The 19201-nt window shown below is 46.5% G+C and carries 15 protein-coding genes and 2 pseudogenes; 13 read left to right on the forward strand and 4 right to left on the reverse strand.

Going from position 1 to position 19201, the window contains the following annotated elements; all coding sequences use genetic code 11:
* Window positions 1-191 precede the first annotated feature (191 nt).
* From pepN to MBO_RS04860, 3 genes are all read left to right on the forward strand, one after another.
* A complete protein-coding gene (pepN, locus tag MBO_RS04850; protein WP_227712671.1) occupies window positions 192-2762 on the forward strand; it encodes an aminopeptidase N in 2571 nt (856 codons plus the stop codon).
* 102 nt (window positions 2763-2864) lie between these two features.
* Entirely contained in the window at window positions 2865-4259 is a 1395-nt protein-coding gene (locus tag MBO_RS04855; RefSeq protein WP_036364520.1) for a 3-deoxy-D-manno-octulosonic acid transferase, read from the forward strand.
* Window positions 4256-4966, forward strand: coding sequence for a 16S rRNA (uracil(1498)-N(3))-methyltransferase (locus MBO_RS04860; RefSeq protein ID WP_036364523.1), 711 nt, complete (start codon window positions 4256-4258; stop codon window positions 4964-4966). The genes MBO_RS04855 and MBO_RS04860 overlap by 4 nt, the downstream gene beginning before the upstream one ends.
* Here MBO_RS04860 and MBO_RS04865 read toward each other — a convergent pair.
* Entirely contained in the window at window positions 4935-5762 is an 828-nt protein-coding gene (locus MBO_RS04865) for a methyltransferase domain-containing protein (protein WP_052585311.1), read from the reverse strand. The two genes, MBO_RS04860 and MBO_RS04865, sit on opposite strands and share 32 nt — an antisense overlap.
* A gap of 215 nt (window positions 5763-5977) precedes the next feature.
* On the opposite strand from MBO_RS04865, the gene MBO_RS04870 reads away from it, so the two are divergent.
* The 7 genes and pseudogenes from MBO_RS04870 to MBO_RS04900 all read left to right on the forward strand — a co-directional run bounded on the left by MBO_RS04870 (window position 5978) and on the right by MBO_RS04900 (window position 12319).
* On the forward strand, window positions 5978-6967 hold the full coding sequence (locus MBO_RS04870; protein WP_036364526.1) for a hypothetical protein: 990 nt from the start codon (window positions 5978-5980) through the stop codon (window positions 6965-6967).
* 164 nt (window positions 6968-7131) lie between these two features.
* On the forward strand, window positions 7132-8169 hold the full coding sequence (locus MBO_RS04875) for an ABC transporter substrate-binding protein (RefSeq protein WP_036364529.1): 1038 nt from the start codon (window positions 7132-7134) through the stop codon (window positions 8167-8169).
* Between the two features lie 168 nt (window positions 8170-8337).
* Window positions 8338-9348: an ABC transporter substrate-binding protein gene (locus MBO_RS04880; RefSeq protein WP_036364532.1), complete on the forward strand. Its 1011-nt coding sequence runs from the start codon at window positions 8338-8340 to the stop codon at window positions 9346-9348.
* 167 nt (window positions 9349-9515) lie between these two features.
* A pseudogene (locus MBO_RS04885) lies at window positions 9516-10426 on the forward strand (ABC transporter permease).
* Between the two features lie 25 nt (window positions 10427-10451).
* A complete protein-coding gene (locus MBO_RS04890; RefSeq protein ID WP_036364535.1) occupies window positions 10452-11246 on the forward strand; it encodes an ABC transporter ATP-binding protein in 795 nt (264 codons plus the stop codon).
* 21 nt (window positions 11247-11267) lie between these two features.
* Window positions 11268-11546 (forward strand): hypothetical protein, encoded by a 279-nt coding sequence (locus MBO_RS04895; protein WP_036364537.1) that lies wholly within the window; start codon window positions 11268-11270, stop codon window positions 11544-11546.
* A gap of 97 nt (window positions 11547-11643) precedes the next feature.
* A pseudogene (locus MBO_RS04900) lies at window positions 11644-12319 on the forward strand (formyltetrahydrofolate deformylase).
* Between the two features lie 72 nt (window positions 12320-12391).
* On the opposite strand, the gene MBO_RS04905 reads toward MBO_RS04900, so the two are convergent.
* On the reverse strand, window positions 12392-12946 hold the full coding sequence (locus MBO_RS04905) for a carboxymuconolactone decarboxylase family protein (protein ID WP_036364540.1): 555 nt from the start codon (window positions 12944-12946) through the stop codon (window positions 12392-12394).
* Window positions 12947-13216: 270 nt separating this feature from the next.
* Here MBO_RS04905 and clpB point away from each other — a divergent pair, with 270 nt between their 5' ends.
* Window positions 13217-15790 carry an ATP-dependent chaperone ClpB gene (clpB, locus tag MBO_RS04910; protein WP_036364543.1) on the forward strand — a complete coding sequence of 858 codons (2574 nt, stop codon included), beginning with the start codon at window positions 13217-13219 and terminating at the stop codon, window positions 15788-15790.
* 46 nt (window positions 15791-15836) lie between these two features.
* On the opposite strand, the gene MBO_RS04915 is transcribed toward clpB, so the two are convergent.
* A complete protein-coding gene (locus MBO_RS04915) occupies window positions 15837-16595 on the reverse strand; it encodes a glutaminyl-peptide cyclotransferase (protein ID WP_080702196.1) in 759 nt (252 codons plus the stop codon).
* Between the two features lie 161 nt (window positions 16596-16756).
* Here MBO_RS04915 and MBO_RS04920 point away from each other — a divergent pair, with 161 nt between their 5' ends.
* Together MBO_RS04920 and MBO_RS04925 are read left to right on the forward strand one after the other, a co-directional pair.
* Window positions 16757-17059: a hypothetical protein gene (locus MBO_RS04920; protein ID WP_036364546.1), complete on the forward strand. Its 303-nt coding sequence runs from the start codon at window positions 16757-16759 to the stop codon at window positions 17057-17059.
* Between the two features lie 163 nt (window positions 17060-17222).
* Entirely contained in the window at window positions 17223-17726 is a 504-nt protein-coding gene (locus MBO_RS04925; protein ID WP_036364549.1) for a pyridoxamine 5'-phosphate oxidase family protein, read from the forward strand.
* Between the two features lie 53 nt (window positions 17727-17779).
* Here MBO_RS04925 and MBO_RS04930 read toward each other — a convergent pair whose 3' ends face one another.
* The gene (locus MBO_RS04930; protein WP_036364552.1) at window positions 17780-19135 is read right to left on the reverse strand and encodes an esterase-like activity of phytase family protein; all 1356 of its coding nucleotides are present in this window, start codon (window positions 19133-19135) and stop codon (window positions 17780-17782) included.
* Between the last annotated feature and the right edge of the window lie 66 nt (window positions 19136-19201).

Below are 19201 nucleotides of genomic sequence, written 5' to 3' on the forward strand. Positions count from 1 at the left end.
TGACAAAGTTAAGAAAATTTTACAAGTGACTTTTTTGTGGTGGTTGGTGATTGGCATGGATTTGTATTGCTGTTAGGTGCTGATCTTAAAGATAAAATTGATCGTAGTGATTAATAAAATAATAACAATGAAGGCTTTTTTTGGTGTTGGATTTTTGGTAGTATGGTGGGATTTTGATGATGGAGTTTATGATGACTGACAACGCCTTGACCAAAGTTTATCTTAAAGATTATACGCCACCTGCTTATCAGGTGACGGCCATTAACCTTGACATTAAGCTGTATGATGATCATGCCACCGTGGATGCTCGCTTATCCGTAAAGCGTGAACATGATGGTAAGCTTGTACTATTGGGTCGCGGACTTGAGCTATTAGAGATATCAGTAGATGGTGCGCCATTGTCTGATGACCAATACAGTTTGGACGATGAGCAGCTGATTATCCATGAGTTGCCTGATGAGGCGATGATTGAGACTTCGGTAAAAATCTGGCCGCAGACCAATACCGAACTAGAAGGCTTGTATCAAGCGGGTACGGGCGATGAGGTGATGTTCGTCACACAGTGTGAGCCTGAGGGTTTTCGCAAAATTACCTTCTATCCTGACCGCCCTGATGTGTTGGCTGAATTTACCACTCGCGTGGAGGCTGACAAAAAATACAAAACTTTACTTGCCAACGGAAACTTAATTGAAAGTGGTGAGCTGGGTGATCGTCATTATAGCATCTGGCACGATCCTACGCTAAAGCCAAGCTATCTGTTCGCCTGTGTGATCGCTAATCTTGAGGTCATGCAGGATCATTATACGACCAGTGAAGGTCGCGAAGTACTACTAGAAATCTACGCCACCAAGCATGATTTGGATAAGTGCCACATTGCCATGCAGGCGCTTAAGGATTCGATGAAGTGGGATGAGGATAATTACGGCTGTGCGTATGATCTAGATCGCTATATGATTGTGGCGACAGGTCAGTTTAACATGGGTGCGATGGAGAATAAGGGCTTAAATATCTTTAATACATCATGCGTGCTTGCCAGTCCCGAGACGACCACGGATGAGCGAATTTTTCAGGTGAAGTCTGTCATTGCGCATGAATATTTTCATAACTGGACGGGTAATCGCGTGACGTGTCGTGATTGGTTTCAGCTTTGTCTCAAAGAGGGCTTGACTGTATTTCGAGATCAGAGTTTCTCGGGCGATTTTCGCTCAAAGGCTGTGCAGCGCATCGAAGATGTTGCTGTATTGCGCGCGCATCAGTTCGTTGAAGATGCAGGTCCATTATCGCACCCTGTGCGCCCCGAGAGCTTTGTGGAGATTAATAACTTCTACACCTTGACCATCTACGAAAAAGGCGCAGAGATTGTACGCATGATCGCGAATCTGCTGGGCAAGGATAAATATCGCCAAGGCACGGATGAGTACTTTCGTCGCCATGATGGGCAAGCAGTGACGATTGAGGATTTCTTATCAGCGCTATCAATCGGCGATGAAAGAGTGCTCGACTTTTTGGCTTGGTATCGTCAGCCTGGCACGCCCGAGGTGTCGGGTGGCTTTGTGGTGAATGACAGTCGTGTGATTGTCAATCTATCCCAAAAAACTCGCCATGTGGCTGGCTATGATGCACCTGCTGCATTACCAATCCCTGTGGATACAGCGATTTTTGATGGCAATACTGGTAAATTATTGGCGCAAAAAATGCTGTTATTGACCAAAGAGCGCGACAGTTTTGTCTTTGAAGACATTAACTTATCATCGGGTGCGCGTCCGATTGTCTCAGTGCTGCGCAATTTCTCTGCGCCTGTGAAGCTTGACTTTGAATATAGTGATGAAGATCTGGTGAAGTTGGTGGCTTTTGAGACTGAAGGGTTTAACCGTTGGCAGGCGCTGCAGACATTGGTCAATCGCCTATTGCTTGGCAAATCTGATAATGTATCACTACTAACCCAAACTCTGCCCAAGGTCATCCCTGAGCTTATGAAAACGGATGCCATGCTGGCGGCGCGTCTGTTTGACATACCAAGTGAGCAAGAGCTTGCGGCAGCTTACGAGTCGAATTATCAGCCGACACTCGTCAAGCAAAAACGCGACGCTCTTAAACAATCAATCGCGGCAAGCCTAAAAGACTTCGTTGGTGATTGGTATCAGGCACTGCCTATTGAGACTTATCAAGATGAGCCTGAAGCGAGAGGACGTCGTCAACTAAGAAATGTCCTGCTAAACATCGCCCTAGCGGCAAGTGTGGCAGAGGCAGAAGACTGGGCATATGCGCAGTATGACAATGCCAGCTGCATGAGTGAGCGCTTAGGCGCGCTGTCCGCGATGGTCGAGTTTGATTTGGCGCGCAGTGATGATTATGTGGCTGATTTTTATGATCGATTTAGCGATGAAGATTTGGTGATTGATTCATGGTTTAGTGTGCAGGCGCGCGCTGACAGTCGTGATGTACGATTCATTAAGCAGCTCATGACCAGAGAGGATTATGATTGGAATACACCAAACCGAGTCCGTAGCACACTGCTGGGCTTAGCAGCCAAACCAACCCAGCTATGGACAAAAGAAGGCATTGAGCTATTTTTGACCGCGATAGCATCACTGGACGCATTGAACCCAACATTGGCAGCGCGTATGGTGTCGTCACTGTCGCGTTGGTACACGCTTGGCGAAACTGATAAGGCTATGGTAAAAGAAGCACTCACAAATCTGCAAAAATTCGTAAAATCTAAGAACGTTCTAGAGTCGCTGAGCAGCATCATTAATGCATGATAAGCCAGCGAGACTCATTTAAAATATACGGCAGGTCATTCTTGCCGTATATTTTTTGCTTATTGGTGAAGTTTCTTTTACAATGACATGGTTTACAGTAGAATGAATAACATAATGAAGCCGCCCATTTATTACCCCATCGCCATACGTCTTGCCATGCCGATTTACCGCCAGATGGTCAAAAAAAAATCACGCCATTTGCCGACTTTGGATAGAGAGTTGAATGAGCGTTTTGGCGAACATTATCAACCTGTGCCAAATGGTTCATCGCAAACTATTGTTGATAAGGCTGTGGATAAGTCTGGTTCGGATGCCATCAATCAAGACTTTTCAAGAGGTGTCATCTGGTGTCATGCGGTGAGTCTTGGCGAGCTAAACACCGCTTACCCACTATTAAAAAACCTAATAAATCAAGGGTTTAAACTATGGATTACGAGTACCACGCAGACGGGATTTAATCGTGTATCGCAGTTGTTCGCAGATAAGCTGGGCGTGGTAGTCAATCATAGCTTCGTGCCTGTGGATAACTTAGCTGTTGTGCAGAGATTCATCAATCATGTCTGTCCTGTGATGGCGATATTTATTGAGACTGAGCTGTGGGCGACGATGCTACATGAGCTAAGCCAGCAAGACATTCCTAGTGTCATGGTGAATGCACGACTGACCCAAAAATCCTATGAAGGCTATGCCAGATTCAGCAAATTAAGCCGTAGCATGATGGCAAACCTTAGCGCCATCATCGCCCAAGATGAAGAATCTGCTAAGAGATTCCGACAGCTTGGCGCATCGGATGATAAGGTTGTTGTGATTGACTCTTTAAAATGGTCTAGCTTTGGTCAGCTTGATGATAAGCATGACGAGCTGGCAGCCGAGGCGAACACTTGGCAGCTAAGTGATCATAAGGACGGGCGCAGACCCATATGGATCGCCGCCAGCACCCATGAAGGCGAGGAACGTTTGGTGCTACAGGTGTTTCAGGAGCTGATGGCGATGAATGCATCAGCTTTGTTGATCTTGGTGCCTAGACATCCTGAGAGATTTGATGAAGTTGCGCGCCTGTGCGATGAGATGGGATTTAACACAAAAAGACGCTCAAAGAATGACACCATCCATTATGACACCCAAGTATATCTAGCGGATAGTATGGGCGAGCTGCTAGGGTGGTATCAGGTGGCTGATGTTGCGCTCGTGGCGGGGTCTTTGGTGGATAAAGGCGGACACAACCCAATCGAACCTGCGAGCCTTGGCAGGCCTGTGGTTATGGGTCGGTATACCAAGAACTGTGAGATATTGGTGCAAGAATTATCAGGCGTTGGCGCACTAGTACAGACGGATGATTCTGTGGATGATATTGCCAAAGCCTTAAGCAAATGGTTATTCGATAAGGACTTAGCGGTCAAGGCCGGTCAAGCCGGCAGGGATCTTGTGATGGATAAGCAGCACGCCGCTGATAAGCAAACTCAGGTTCTGCTTGACATATTGGCAGGTGTAAGATGAATGTATTATTACTAAGTGCTCATGACATCGATGGTCAGACAGCTATGATGCAAGATGCCGCCCAAGTCGAACACATCAAGCACGTGCTAAATGCAGATGTTGGCGATACCTTAAAGATTGGCGAGTTGGGCGGACAGCTTGGTACGGGTGTGATTGACTTTATTGATGATAAAGTTGTGTTAAGGGAAGTGCGCCTTGATGCACCGCCTCCGACAAAGCTAGGTGTGACGCTCGTGCTTGCTTTGCCGCGTCCTAAGGTGCTAAGACGCCTAATCATGGACATGACTGCCATAGGTGTGAACCATATCGTGCTGGTGAACAGCTATCGAACCGATAAGAGCTATTGGGGGTCGCCATTATTGGCGCGCCTAGATGAATTTGTCCAAGAAGGGTTGCAGCAGGGTGTGGACACCATCGCACCGAAGATTACTCTAGCGAAGCGTTTTAAGCCCTTTGTGCAGGATGAATTACCCAGCCTGATACGAGATCGTGCGGTGGTGTGTCATCCTTATGCGGATGAGAACTTTTATGCATACAGTCAAGTGCATGGGTTGCCAGACTTGATCGTCATTGGCGCTGAGGGCGGATTCATCCCTTATGAGATTGAGCTGTTGGCGTCGGTTGGTGTGACAGCGTTAGGGCTAGGACAGCGCATACTTCGCACCGAAAGCGCGGTCAATGCTGTGCTTGGTCGGTATCTGTCTTAGTAAATTTGGTGGCGATGATGTGCAGATATCGCCCCATTAGGCGAAATGGCAGCTGCGTTGAGTATTTCAGCTCCATCGCGATGACGTCATCAGGGTTGTTCAGACCGCCGCGCTTTAAGGGTGCATAATCGGAAAACACGCGAATGCCAGAGCGTGCTTTTATATGATAATGGCGAGCGGATAGCCATGATTCAACGTCATCGCTACTGACAGGATTATTCGGGGTGAGAGACTTGTTGTCAGCGGGTTTTGGTTTGTCCAGCTGATAAAAATTACCCATCACCAAATTACGATAAATCAAACTGGCAGGATTATAAAAACACAAAGACAGCGCGCCACCATCCACCAAAAATTCATCAAAAAAATCCATGATTTGCTCAGGCTCCCCGAGCCACTCCAATACTGCATGGCATAAGATGAGGTCAAATTTCTCACCCTGAATGGCAGATGGCAGCTCTTGATAAGGACAGACGATAAAGCGAATGTCATTTAGGCCTTGGTCGGCAGAGCTTTGTTTTGCCTTATCGATCATGTTGGCAGAGATGTCATTGATCGTGCAGTGATGATGTTTGGCGAGATTTAGACTGATTTGGGCAAGTCCTGCGCCCACATCCAGTATTCTAAGCGGACGATTTAACGTGCCAGCCAGCGCACTTAACATTTGGCTGATGTCACGCTCAAGGACGGCAAGGCGGATCTGTCCTTTTAAACCGCCATAGACTTTTTTGGCGAAATGATCGGCGATGGGGTCAAAATTGCGATCAGAGTGGTGCAAATTGGCTGATTGAATTGTCATGATTTGGTAGTATTTTGTAAAAATGAATAAAAAATAATTGGATAACTGTTAAGCAGGCATACTTTTGCTTTGTTGCTTGCTTAAAAAGTGACAATAGCTGTGATATAATGCCGACAATTTTGTTGGGCGATTGATGCGTTATTTTATCATAAAAATGCCAAGATGCTTGCAGACTTGCCCAGCTCCATGCTTAAATTTAAAGATTCGGGTATTCTATGAAAACACTAAGCGCAGTAAAATATGCGGTGGGCGCCTCTGTGGTGGCGCTTGCTTTGACCGCTTGTACCAAAAACGAAGAACCAAACAACGCTCAAGAGGCGGACATCGTGGTGGCAGAGCCTGTCATCCAAGAGATTCAAGCGGTATGTGATGAGCCAAGCCTGCGCAATCGCTTGGTGGATTCATTGCAGGTTGGTCTGCTTGACAGCGCACTACTTGAAGTGCAAGGTTATGATGATGCGACGCGCCTAGGACTTGAGCAGCAGGTTCGCCAAAAGCTCACTGGCGTGGACATCAATCTGCAGAATGTCACTGCATCGGGTGCGACGTGCCGTGCTGACGTGCATTTTACACTGCCAGCTCAAGACATCGCTTACGCCAACAGCACATTCAAGAATAATGGTCTGACTGAGCTTGATGAGCAGGCGGCAGAGGCAGGTGCTGCATTGGTCGGTGGTAACCGCCTGATTGCCAAGGACTTTGCATATACCATCGAGGATAATAAAGCAGTCATCGGTACCGATAACGCGGTGCTAAGTCTGGTGGCTAAGACTTTGGTGGCGGCTGTTCATGGCATGGCAGGTGAATCGCACGCCAATGCACAAAATGCCCCAGCTGTACGCCTAGAGCCTGTCCAACCGATCGCTGCACCACGCATCCAAGAGCGTGAAGAGACGGCGCCAACAGCAAGACCTACCCAAACGGTTCATCAAGAACAGCCACAGCAGCGTCCAGCTCAAGCAGAGCCACGCACCCAATCTCGTCCTGAGTCACTACCACGCGATCAAGCAGAAGCACCAAAGAAAGAGACGCCGCGCCAAAGAACCCAAGAGCAGGCACGTCCTAAGGCTGAACCGGTTGCACCGAGTCAAGCTGCACGACCACAGAAGCAAGCTGAGCCAGATCCTGCACCTGCACCGGCTCAACAGTCGGTTGCTGATGAGAATGTCGAACTGACAATCGTTGAGAGCAACGACACTTATTGATTTAGCAATGCCAAAAATCCCGAATAATATTCGGGATTTTTTATGGGTGTTTTTAAAATTGTCTTAATAATATGATAAAATGGCAGTTTGTCAAAACGTATTAGCACAACGGAATAATTTCATAGTGTCGAATTTGCCTAGGCAGATTCCTTTTGGAGAAAAAGATGCAAACTTTTAAACTGCAATTATCAGCCATTGCATTAACAGCTCTCGCTTTGGCTGGCTGCAATCAAGAAAAAACAACCGCCCAACCAGCCGCAGCGGACAAAACCACCCAAGACAACACCAAACAACCCAAAACCATCGCCATCTCTGCCATCGTTGAGCATCCTTCGTTGGATGATATTCGTCGTGGCATCGTCTCAGGCTTGGCGGATTTGGGCTATAAAGATGGTCAGAATCTAACCGTCAATTTCCAATCAGCTCAAGGCAACATGGCAACCGCAAGCCAAATCGCCAAGCAGTTCGCCTCCGAGAATCCTGATGCGATCGTCGCTATCTCTACGCCAACCGCGCAGAGTCTGGCTGCTGCCACTCAAACCATTCCTTTGGTATATACTGCTGTGTCAGACCCTGTCGCGGCTAAGCTGATCGATAACAACAACGTCGCCACACAGGCGAATATCACAGGCCTATCAAGCCAGCTACCACTCGAGCCACAGATTGAGCTGTTCACTAAAGTTAAGCCTGATGCCAAGCGTATCGGCTATGTCTATAGCCCAGGTGAGGCGAATTCGGTCGCTCTAAAAGATCAATTGATCAAGATTCTGCCTAAGTATGGCATGAGCTTGGTGGACATTCCTGCCAACCGCTCTGCTGACGTGGCAAGTGCGACACGCGCATTAGATGGACGTGCTGATCTTATCTATACGTCTTTGGATAATAACGTCGCGTCAGCGATGGAAGCGATGGTGCAGGTGGCTAATGAGCTTGATTTGCCGATCATTGCGTCCGATGAATTCTCAGTACGTCGCGGCGCAACGGCTGCCTTGGGCGTGAATGACTTTGATTTTGGGGTGACGACCGCTAAGCTGGTCGCAGGCATCCTAGATGGAAAAAACCCAGCAGACATCACGCCTGAAGTCATGAACACACTAACACTGTACATCAGCCCAAAACATGCTGTCGATCAAGGCGTGACTCTTACCGATGAAGTTAAGAAAGACGCGATCGACGTGGATGCGACACCACGTTCACACTAAGACATCCATGAGCTGGCGGCGGATTGTAGGTTTTTTTAACAAATGTTCGTCGCCTTAGCTGCTTTACGAGTGATTTTGCTGATCGATGATTGAAATTTCGTGATATTTTGTTTATCATGAATCACTTTTTGATTAACAGCCCAAGTGGGCAAAGCTATGGAGATGGAGATGTTCAACCCAAATCGTATTAATGGATTTTCTAAATTATTGGGCGTAACTTTATTAAGTGCGGCATTGTTTGGCTGCGGTAATGATGACAAGGCAGCTGCACCTGATGCCAAAGCAGATGCAAAAACTGTCGCCATCACTGCCATTGTTGAACATCCTGCCTTAGATGCGGTGCGTCAAGGTGCCATCGAAGAGCTTGGTGCGGCAGGTTATAAAGAAGGTGAGAACCTAACCATCAACTTCCAATCAGCCCAAGGTAACATGGCAACAGCAGGTCAGATCGCTAAGCAGTTCGTTGCGGATAATCCCGATGCCATCATTGCCATCGCTACACCATCAGCGCAAGCAGTTGTATCAGGCACGAGCGACATTCCTGTGATTTTCTCAGCGGTGACAGAGCCAGTTGAAGCCAAGCTTGTGCCAAAACTAGACGGTTCTGGCACGAACGTAACTGGCGCATCAGACGTATTGCCACTTGAGCCACAAGTTGATCTGATCAAAGAACTACTGCCTAACGTTAAGAACATCGGCTTTGTATATAGCCCAGGTGAAGTCAACTCAACCGTAACTCTTAAAAACCTAAAAGCCATCACAAGCAATCAAGGCATTAATATCGTTGAAGCACCTGCCCAAAAATCAAGCGACGTCGCCATGGCAACCCAAAGTCTGGTGGGTAAAGTTGATGTGATCTACACCTCAACTGACAATAACGTCATCACCGCTTATGAAGCATTGGCTCAAGTTGCCAAAGAAGCTAAGATTCCACTTTTGTCATCTGAGCCAAGCACGGTTGAGCGTGGTGCTGCTGTGGCGCTGGGCGTAAACTATCTAGACCTAGGACGTGAGACAGGTAAAATCACAGCGCGCATCCTAAAAGGTGAAAAAGCAGGCGACATCCCTGTATATGCAGCCCAAAAGCTAGATCTGTTCGTTAGCAAAAAATACGCAGCTGAACAAGGCATCACCGTGCCACAATCTATCATTGATCGCGCGCAGAAAGTTGTTGAATAATATTTTTGTATGACGATGCGTGACATGATGGACAAGTCATTCGTGCATCTGATAAATTTAACATACAAAAATATGTCGTAAAATGGTAAAATATTGCACGTTTTTTAAAGAACACACGCCCGAAGACGCTCGTGGTGTGTGTTTTTATTTAGTTTAGGGGCGTTTTTATGTCGATGATTGCCTTTTTTGGGGCGTTAGAAAGTGGCTTGATTTATGCGCTGATGGCGCTTGGCGTGCTGATTTCTTTTCGAATTTTGGATTTTCCAGATTTGACCGCTGACGGCAGCTTTCCTTTGGGCGGCGCGGTGGCAGCGCTTGCCATCGTCTCGGGCATCAATCCTTGGATGGCTTGTATCCTAGGGATGTTTGCCGGTGCGGCAGCAGGAACAGTCACGGCATTATTAAACGTCAAATTAGGCATTTTGCATCTGTTGTCGGGCATCCTTGTGATGACAGCATTGTATTCGGTGAATTTGCGCATCATGGGCGCGCCAAACCTATCGCTCTTGGGTGAGCCGACCGTATTTGCGCCGTTCATCCAAGGCAGTAATGGCGTGTGGGTGCGAGTGCTTGTGGCGCTGGGTGTGGTGGTGATTGCTAAGCTGTTCTTGGATTGGTTCTTTAGCACCCAGACAGGTCTTGCCATGCGCGCCACAGGTTCTAACACCAAGATGGCACAAGCGCAAGGCATTAACACCTCATGGATGATCGTGCTTGGTATCGCGATCAGTAATGGCCTGATTGCGCTGTCGGGTGCGTTATTCGTGTACAGACTCAAGGCGGTGCCGATGTGTCGATTGGTATTGGTACGATCGTCATTGGTCTGGCTGCGGTCATCATTGGTGAGACTGTGCTGACCGCGAAGCGTACTTTTTGGATTACCTTATCAGTGATAATTGGTGCGGTGCTTTATAAGCTGTTCATTCAGATTGCGTTATCTAGCCAGACACTGCGTAGCATTGGCTTTGGGCCACAAGATTTGAACCTTGTCACGGCATTGCTTGTGGTGATTGTGCTCATGTTGCCTAAGTTTCGTGCCAGACTGTTTGCAAAATTTGGTAAAAAATCAATCCAATAAATGAATGTTAACGGAGAAAATTCTTATGATGCAAGCAAGTGACTTACGTTTAACGTTCAATAAAGGCACACCGATTGAGAACCCAGCTTTGCGCGGCATTAGTTTAAACATCGCTGAGGGCGAGTTTGTGACCGTCATCGGCACCAACGGTGCAGGTAAATCCACCTTCTTAAATACTGTGAGCGGGGCGATTCGCCCTGATAGTGGTTCTGTGGTGATCGATGGTGTTGATGTGACCAATCGACCAACACATAAGCGCAGCCATCTGGTTGCAAGAGTGTTCCAGGATCCAATGGCGGGTACGTGTGAAGCACTAACCATCGAAGAGAATATGGCGCTTGCCTTCAAACGTGGTAATCCTCGCACCCTAAAAGGCGCGCTAAATGGTCAGAACCGTGATATTTTCCGCGAAAAATTATCCGTGCTAAAGCTCGGTCTTGAGAATCGTCTGACCGACCGCATGGGCTTGTTATCAGGTGGTCAGCGTCAAGCGGTGAGCCTGCTAATGGCAAGCTTACAGCCTTCGAAGATTCTTCTTTTGGATGAGCACACCGCTGCACTTGACCCAAAGACAGCGGCTTTCGTGCTTGATTTGACCGATAAGATCGTCAATGACAACAAACTAACCACGATGATGGTAACTCACTCCATGCAACAGGCGCTGACTCATGGTACGCGCACAGTCATGCTGCACCAAGGTCAGGTCGTGCTTGATGTCTCAGGTGAAGAGCGTCGCGGCATGATGGTTCAGGATCTATTGGATATGTTTGAGCGCACGCGTGGTGAGAAAGTGGCGGATGATGCGCTATTGTTAGGATAAGCGAGCGATAAAAGGATTTTTATGAATAAGCGTTTTGCCAATGTGCTGTCTTTGACTTTGTTCTTTATTGGCGTGATGGCGATTGCAATTAGCATCACTCAGAATAATGGCTATGCCTATCATGCGTTCGCGCTGTGCGGGGTGCTGTCGGTGCTGGCTGATTTTATCAGCATCAAGACAGGTAATAAAATGGTGAATGCTAACCAAGGTCAAAAACGCTTCGTGCTAATCTTTCAGGCATTAGTGTGGGCGATCGGCTTGGCGCTGGTTTATCATTTTGAGCTTTTTCATCCGCACTGAGCGTGAAATGTGATGAGATTTTTCCAAGGATTAGGTTTGGTATTTGCCAAACCTAATTTTATTTTTATGATTAACATAGCCAAAAAATAGAGTAATTATGACGAATTGTTTTGAATGTGATGACAATCTCGTGCGTCTGTTGGTGACTTGTCAGGATCGTTCTGGCATCGTGCAGGCGGTATCGGGATTTTTGTATCATCATGGGGCGAATATCGTTTCATTGGATTAGCACACGAACAAGGCTTGTGGCGGTAAATATTTCATGCGTGTAGAGTTTCATTTAGAAGATTTAGCAAATAAAAAAGCCACATTGTCTGAGACTTTCGTGCGCACTGTCGCTGCGCCTTCCTATCAATAAAGACGACAAAGAATCAACCTATGATAAGATCACTGAGGTGATGCAGGGTAATGATCTTTTGGTCTTGGCGCGTTATATGCAGATCCTAAGCTCAAAATTCGTCGATACTTGGGCGGGTAGAGTGATTAATATTCATCATTCGTTCTTACCTGCCTTTGTGGGCGCCAATCCATATAAGCAAGCATTTGATAAAGGGGTGAAGCTCATCGGTGCTACCGCGCGCTATGTGACGAGCGAACTGGATAAAGGCCCCATCATTGAGCAGGGCGTGCAGCGTGTGAGCCATGCTTATAGTGTGCCTGAGCTTCGTGAGATCGGGCGTGATATCGAGCGTGATGTATTGGCGCGCGCTGTCAGATGGCATCTAGAAGATCACATCATCGTCGATGGTAATAAGACTGTCGTATTCGACTAAAAGTACACAAAAAATAAACCTGCCAATGAGCAGGTTTATTTTTTTAGTTAAATGTATTGATAAATCAATGAATTAACGGTTTGGGCCAAAGGCAGCCAGCTCTGGGTTGATGTCAGTCTTGGCAACGGTGTTAGCGTAGTTGCACAGAGTGGACAGTGCCACGCCCATGATGACATCTAGGACATTTTGGTCATTGTAGCCGGCTGATTTAAAGGCTTCTAGCTCTTCGTCAGAGACTTGACCACGTTTGTCGATAAGTTGCATGGTGAACTGGGCTAGGGCTTGATATTTGGCGTTTTCGTCAATGCCCGTGCGAGTACGCAGGGCTTCTACGACCTCAGGCGACATTTGTAGGCGAACTTCGGCGATCTTGGTGTGTCCTGCCACACAAAAATCACAGCCGTTATGAACAGCAGCGGTGATTTGGATGACTTCAATCTCTTCGTCAGTCAGCGAGTTTTTGCTGTTTAGTTTACTCACTTCTTGATACATTTCAAGGGCTTGCGGTGAGTTGGCAAGTACGCCGATAAGATTTGGAATAAAGCCGTTGGCTTTTTGTACCGCTTCAACACGCTCTTTGGCTTTTTCGGGGGCGGTATCAACGGTATGTAGGGCTAGACGAGTCATGTAGTTCTCCTAATTCATTGCTTCTTAACTTTGGCAGAAGCAATTCATGTTTTGAGTTGAGTTAAAGTAACAAAACCTATATGGGAATGGGTGTAAAAATTACAAGGGATTTTTAAAAATTTATAAATTTATATAAAAATCAATAGTTTATAGAAATTTTATGGTTTAGATAATTTTTTGTTATTGAAAATTTTGCATTTGTCAAGCATATATTTGACAAGCGGGAAAAACTTTTCCCAAATGCAAAAAATAAACGAAAAAAGGTAAAACATGAATTTTGATAAACTCACCCAAAAAGCCCAAAAAACTCTGCAATCCGCCCAATCCCTAGCGGTGGGGCGTGATAATACAGCGATTTTTGCCATGCACGTATTGTCCGTCATGCTCCAAGATGAGAGCAATGTCGCCATGCTAAGCCAAGCAGGGGCGGACATCAACAGGCTAAATCATGACACCGCCAAAAAATTAGACGATTTGGCGACCTTATCCACGCCCACAGGTCAAGCGAATCTTGCTCCTGATTTGGCACAGGTGCTAAACCTTGCCGATAAATTCGCCACCAAGGCAGGCGACAGCTTTGTGCCAAGCGAATGGGTGCTGTTCGCCCTAAGTCAGACAGGCGACACCAAAAAAGTCTTGACAGATGCAGGCGTAGATACCCAAAAATTACAAGCTATCATTAATCATATCCGTGGGGGAGATACCGTGAACACTCAAAATGCCGAAGACACCAGACACGCCCTAGAAAAATACACCGTCAATCTCACCGATAGAGCCCGTGACGGCAAACTTGACCCTGTCATCGGGCGGGACGATGAGATTCGCCGTACTGTTCAAGTTTTGTCAAGACGCACCAAAAACAACCCCGTTTTAATAGGTGAGCCGGGGGTGGGTAAAACCGCCATTGTCGAAGGCTTGGCAAGCCGTATCGTCAATGGCGAAGTACCTGAAAGCCTAAAAAATAAAGAAGTGCTATCGCTTGACATGGGTTCGCTCATCGCAGGGGCGAAATATCATGGCGAGTTTGAAGAGCGCCTAAAAGGCGTGCTAAATGACCTTGCCAAACAAGACGGCAACATTATCCTATTTATTGACGAGCTACACACCATGGTGGGGGCAGGCAAGACCAGTGGGGCAATGGACGCAGGCAATATGCTAAAACCTGCCCTAGCCCGTGGCGAGTTACGCTGTGTGGGGGCGACAACCCTTGATGAATACCGCCAATACATTGAAAAAGACCCTGCCTTGGAGAGACGTTTTCAAAAGGTGCTGGTGGACGAGCCAAGCGTAGAGGATACCATTGCTATTTTGCGTGGGCTAAAAGAACGGTATGAGCTACATCACGGGGTCAAAATCCTTGATAGTGCCATCATCGCCGCCGCCAAAATGTCGCACCGCTACATCACTGACCGTAAGCTCCCTGATAAGGCGATTGATTTGATTGATGAAGCAGCGTCTCGCATAAAAATGGAGCTTGACAGCAAGCCTGAAAGTCTTGACAAGCTTGAAAGACGTATCATTCAATTAAAAATGCAGTTAGAAACTGTCAAAAAAGAAGACGATACAGGTAGCCTTGCACAGGTTAAGCAGTTGCAAACCCAAATTGACGAATTAACCAAAGAATACAATGACTTAGAAGAGATTTGGAAAAGCGAGAAAGCCCTAGTAGAAGGCACCAAGCACGCCCAAATTGAGCTTGATAAGGCACGCATTGCCCTAGAAAAAGCCCAACGTGAGAGCAACTGGGAGCAGGCAGGGCGTTTGCAATATGAGATTATTCCTAATTTGCAAAAACAGCTTGCCGATGAACAGCATGATGACACAGGCACGCCAAAGCTCCTAAGAAACAAGGTAACGGACAATGAGATTGCCGAAGTGGTGTCGCACGCCACAGGCATTCCTGTTGCCAAGATGATGCAAGGCGAGCGTGATAAGATGCTTGGCATGGAGACGATTTTGCATGAGCGTGTGGTCGGTCAAGACGAAGCGGTCAAATCGGTTGCCAATGCCGTCCGCCGTAGCCGTGCAGGGCTGTCCGACCCCAACCGCCCAAGTGGCTCGTTCCTATTTTTAGGTCCGACAGGCGTGGGTAAAACTGAGCTTACCAAATCGCTTGCCAATTTCTTGTTTGATGACGAGACGGCCATGGTACGAATTGACATGAGCGAGTTTATGGAAAAGCACAGCGTGAGTCGTCTGGTGGGAGCTCCCCCCGGCTATGTTGGCTATGAAGAAGGGGGTGTTTTGACCGAAGCGGTTCGCCGTAAGCCGTATAGTGTGGTGCTATTTGACGAAGTGGAAAAGGCTCACCCTGATGTGTTTAATATCCTACTACAAGTCTTAGATGACGGGCGTTTGACCGACTCTCAGGGGCGTGTGGTGGACTTTAAAAACACCGTGATTATCATGACATCAAACCTTGGCAGTCATAAAATCTTTGACATGGCAGGGGACGAGTACGAAGAGATAAAATCGGCGGTCATGGAGTCGGTGAACGCTCATTTTCGCCCCGAGTTTATCAACCGTATTGATGAGATTGTGGTCTTTCATCCGCTTGCGCAGTCGCAAATGGCAGGCATTGCGTCCATTCAGCTTGACCGCCTAAGAGCCAGACTAAAAGAGCGTGAGCTTGGTCTTGTCTTATCAGACGAAGCGATGAATGAGCTGGTGTCGGTGGGGTACGACCCTGTGTTTGGGGCAAGACCGCTCAAACGTGCCATTGTCCAAGAGATTGAAAATCCCCTTGCCCAAAAACTCCTAGCAGGTGAGTTTGTCGCAGGCGATACCATTTCGGTGGGGGTAGAAAATGGGGTATTGACGTTTGATAAGCTACGGTTAAATTAATCAACCTAACCAAAAAAGCAGACTTCACGGTCTGCTTTTTTATTGGCTAATCAAGTGTCACTTCAAATATCATCGGGTAAAATTTCCCTGTGACGTAGAAGCGATTACTCTCAATGTGGGCGATGCCGTTGAGCACGTCCATGTTTTGACGGTCGTGGTCGCTGATGTCGGCATTCGCCAATAGGTCGCTAAGATCATAAAATTTAACGACTTTACCAGTATTAGGGTCGATCTTGGCGATCAGATTGCTTTGCCAGATATCGGCATAGATAAAGCCGTTGGCAAATTCAAGCTCGTTTAATTGGTCGATGTTCGCGCCTTGATGGCGGACGTTGATGCGTGATTTTATTTTAAAGGTTTTGGCGTCTCGTACTGTGATCATTGATGAGCCATTTGACATATAGATAATGTCTTGATCAGCGCGATAGGCGAGACCCCAGCCCTCGCCCCTGTAATAGGCGGTATCTAAGATGGCAAAATCATCAGCATCTCGTAAAAAAGCGACATTCGCTCGCCAAGTTAATTGCCAAATCCCATAAGGGGTCTGCGTGATGCCTTCGCCAAAAAATGCCCGCGGCAGAGTGTCCTTGATGGTGTATTCGCCTGTTTTGACATTCAGAATGCCTATGCTGGACCGCCCATACAGCCCTGTCGCCAAGACTGCCCGATCATCGCCCATGTATTCAAACCCTTGCGTGAAGGCGGTCGGATCGCTTTGGTGTGTTTGTATTAATGTCAGCGAATGGGCAGCGCGAATGCTAAATATTAAGCTTAGAATTAAAATGGTGAAGTAAATTTTTGGCATGAGAATGGAGGTGGGATGTTTTTGGATAGTGTAGCGTATCTTTGATGTTTTCCCAACACTCCATCATAAAATGACTGAAAAAACCCAGCAAAAATACTTAACCGCTACACTAAAATACCTTATAATTATTGCTAAACATGTAACATTTAAAGGGGTGTGCGATGATTTATCTGATTTCTTTGGTGGTTTATGCGATTGTATTGACGGCAGGAATGTACATCGTAAGAAAGCATCCCTATCAGGTTGAGCGTTTGCTCGGGCGCATTTGTCTTGTTGGTTTTGTTTTACAGCTGCTGGTGAATTATGTGTTCTGGGGACAGGCGGCGAACCTTAACCCACTGTCTGGCTTTGTTAGCCCTGAGCGCAGTGCGGTGAATTTGATGTATTTGGCGCTGATCAGTATTTTTTGTTATGCAGCGCTGCTTGCTTTGTTGTTTAAGGCGAATGATTTTTATAATGACTGAATTGGCGTTTAGCTCTTCAAAGTCTATTTTGGAGAGTTACAAACCAATACCAAACTTCACATAAAATTACACTAATTGACTGCTGCTTTTGATAAAGTGGATTTAGCGTGAATGATGCGCTGTACCAATCACAACACAACTTTAACTCAAAAAGGGATTAAGTATGACCAATCAAAATCGCAACGAGCAATTAAAAACAATCAATGACATGGTAAAAGATGTGAAATTTGCCATGCTAACTACAGTAACTTCAGAGGGTCATTTGCACGCTTGCCCAATGACGACCAGCGATTTTAATTTAGAAACAAAGGAAATTTGGTTTATTGGTGATGCTAGAACCGAAACCGTTAAGGACATAAAAAATAACCCACAGGTCAACCTTGCCTATACATCAAATAATGCCAAAGATTATCTGTCAATTAATGGTAAAGCCCAGTTGATTAATGATCCTGCTAAGTTAGAAGAACTTTGGTCTGCGGTTTACAATGCATTTTTTGAAAACGGCAAAGAGGATAAGAACGTTCAATTGATTAAAGTTATTCCTAATGGCGCTCAATATTGGCTAAGTGGAAACGCCATTGTAAATATGTTCAAGATGACCGCAGCGGCAGTTGGCGGTGGAAAAATTGCTGATAGTTTGGGTGAAAATAGCTCAATTGAATTTTAATCGTAAGAGAAATACAAATTAAAAAACCACTCATTTTTGAGTGGTTTTTGTTGTTATTTTCCTAGTTTTAGAAGCTCTGGTACGTGCAGCAGTATGAGCTCGTTGTCATCAGCGACGTTGGGCGATCGGCTGCTTGAGAAGGGTAGGTTGTTGTCATTGCCAACGACGATATGCTCGCCATCGACGATGTCCACATTCTCGATGGTGAAGAATGGAAATTGGAAGCGACCTTGGCTGTGTGGTGTCTTGGCGATGCTGTTGGGATCTTTGATGTCTAATAAATCAATATAGCCTAATTTTTGGACGAAATTACCTGCATTAGTATCGTTGAATTTGATCAGATACACTCGCTTGAATTTGGGTAATTTGTCAAAGCAAGTCGTCTTGTCCGCGCCATCCTTGCAGGCATATTCAATGACGCCTTCACCATCGTCACGCTCGATGACTAAGGCGCGCTCATCGTCAATCATGTTAAAATCACCAATGGCATGAGCGGCATCTTCTAGTGGGTAATACCACACCTTATCCGTCCATGACTGCGTCTGTGTGTCGAATTGTAGAATGTTCAGATATGGCTTTCCGTCTTTACTTTGGTATTCTTGACTTGCTGAGTCCCATAGCACGCCTTCGAGCATTGGGTATAGATATTTGCCATCGTTTGCCATGCCTTCATAGCCTTTGGAGCGCTTGACATTAAAGCTAACGGTGTCCTTTGGAGTGTTAGGTGTACGAACACTGTGATGGTCTGGCGAGATTAATGGTGTGTCGCCAAGCTTACTCTCAAACACTCCAAGCACTTTGCCTGTTAGGTCCGCTTTAATCAGATAAGGGCCGAATTCATCACCAATCCATAAGGTATCGCCAATAATCTGAAAGCTCTCTGGGTCAAAGTCAGCACCCGTCAAATAGCGACTCTGAGTGGTCTCGTTAGTGATGTGAAACGGGACTTTTTTGTCGAGGTCATGCAAGAAGATGGTTTGTTTTTTGTGGAATTGACCATCATTAAAATCAATGTCGTATTGTGACAAATGCAGCATAAAATCAGGCGAATTGGCTTTTGCGCCAGCACCATTATCCGTTAAAATCCAAAAAGTCCCATCTGGCATACGCTGAATGCCTGAATGACCTTGGATGGGCTGATCATCAAAAGGAAGGGTGATGCCTGTCGGACGACCGGCGGATTTACCCATGATTGAGCCAAGCGCTTCGGTACGTGTAGCGGTGGTGTGTTTGCCGCTGTATCTGAGCGAATTGGGTGCATCTTTTGGTGCTTGTACGAAAGTTTGCGCAGGTTGTATGGCATGACCCGCCAAGATGGCTGGGACTTTGACGGTGTTGTCGGCATGAGCGAACACGCTGCCAAGTAGCATTAAAGGAAGTAAACTGCGAGCAAATTTAGATCGATTCATAAAAAACCCATAATAAAAAGAAGGTGACAAGATTATAAAAAGACAATGTGACCAAAATATGACCTA

It is taken from the genome of Moraxella bovoculi 237 (assembly GCF_000696305.2).
GTDB classification, from domain to species: domain Bacteria; phylum Pseudomonadota; class Gammaproteobacteria; order Pseudomonadales; family Moraxellaceae; genus Moraxella; species Moraxella bovoculi.

Bases quoted from the DNA above. Each gene is read 5' to 3' on its own strand.
- MBO_RS04870 (WP_036364526.1), top strand. From the start codon at position 5,978: ATGAAAACACTAAGCGCAGTAAAATATGCGGTGGGCGCCTCTGTGGTG.
- MBO_RS04905 (WP_036364540.1), bottom strand. From the start codon at position 12,946: ATGACTCGTCTAGCCCTACATACCGTTGATACCGCCCCCGAAAAAGCC.
- MBO_RS04860 (WP_036364523.1), top strand. From the start codon at position 4,256: ATGAATGTATTATTACTAAGTGCTCATGACATCGATGGTCAGACAGCT.
- MBO_RS04875 (WP_036364529.1), top strand. From the start codon at position 7,132: ATGCAAACTTTTAAACTGCAATTATCAGCCATTGCATTAACAGCTCTC.
- MBO_RS04895 (WP_036364537.1), top strand. From the start codon at position 11,268: ATGAATAAGCGTTTTGCCAATGTGCTGTCTTTGACTTTGTTCTTTATT.
- MBO_RS04930 (WP_036364552.1), bottom strand. From the start codon at position 19,135: ATGAATCGATCTAAATTTGCTCGCAGTTTACTTCCTTTAATGCTACTT.
- MBO_RS04915 (WP_080702196.1), bottom strand. From the start codon at position 16,595: ATGCCAAAAATTTACTTCACCATTTTAATTCTAAGCTTAATATTTAGC.
- MBO_RS04890 (WP_036364535.1), top strand. From the start codon at position 10,452: ATGATGCAAGCAAGTGACTTACGTTTAACGTTCAATAAAGGCACACCG.
- MBO_RS04865 (WP_052585311.1), bottom strand. From the start codon at position 5,762: ATGACAATTCAATCAGCCAATTTGCACCACTCTGATCGCAATTTTGAC.
- MBO_RS04855 (WP_036364520.1), top strand. From the start codon at position 2,865: ATGAATAACATAATGAAGCCGCCCATTTATTACCCCATCGCCATACGT.
- MBO_RS04920 (WP_036364546.1), top strand. From the start codon at position 16,757: ATGATTTATCTGATTTCTTTGGTGGTTTATGCGATTGTATTGACGGCA.
- clpB (WP_036364543.1), top strand. From the start codon at position 13,217: ATGAATTTTGATAAACTCACCCAAAAAGCCCAAAAAACTCTGCAATCC.
- MBO_RS04925 (WP_036364549.1), top strand. From the start codon at position 17,223: ATGACCAATCAAAATCGCAACGAGCAATTAAAAACAATCAATGACATG.
- pepN (WP_227712671.1), top strand. From the start codon at position 192: ATGACTGACAACGCCTTGACCAAAGTTTATCTTAAAGATTATACGCCA.
- MBO_RS04880 (WP_036364532.1), top strand. From the start codon at position 8,338: ATGTTCAACCCAAATCGTATTAATGGATTTTCTAAATTATTGGGCGTA.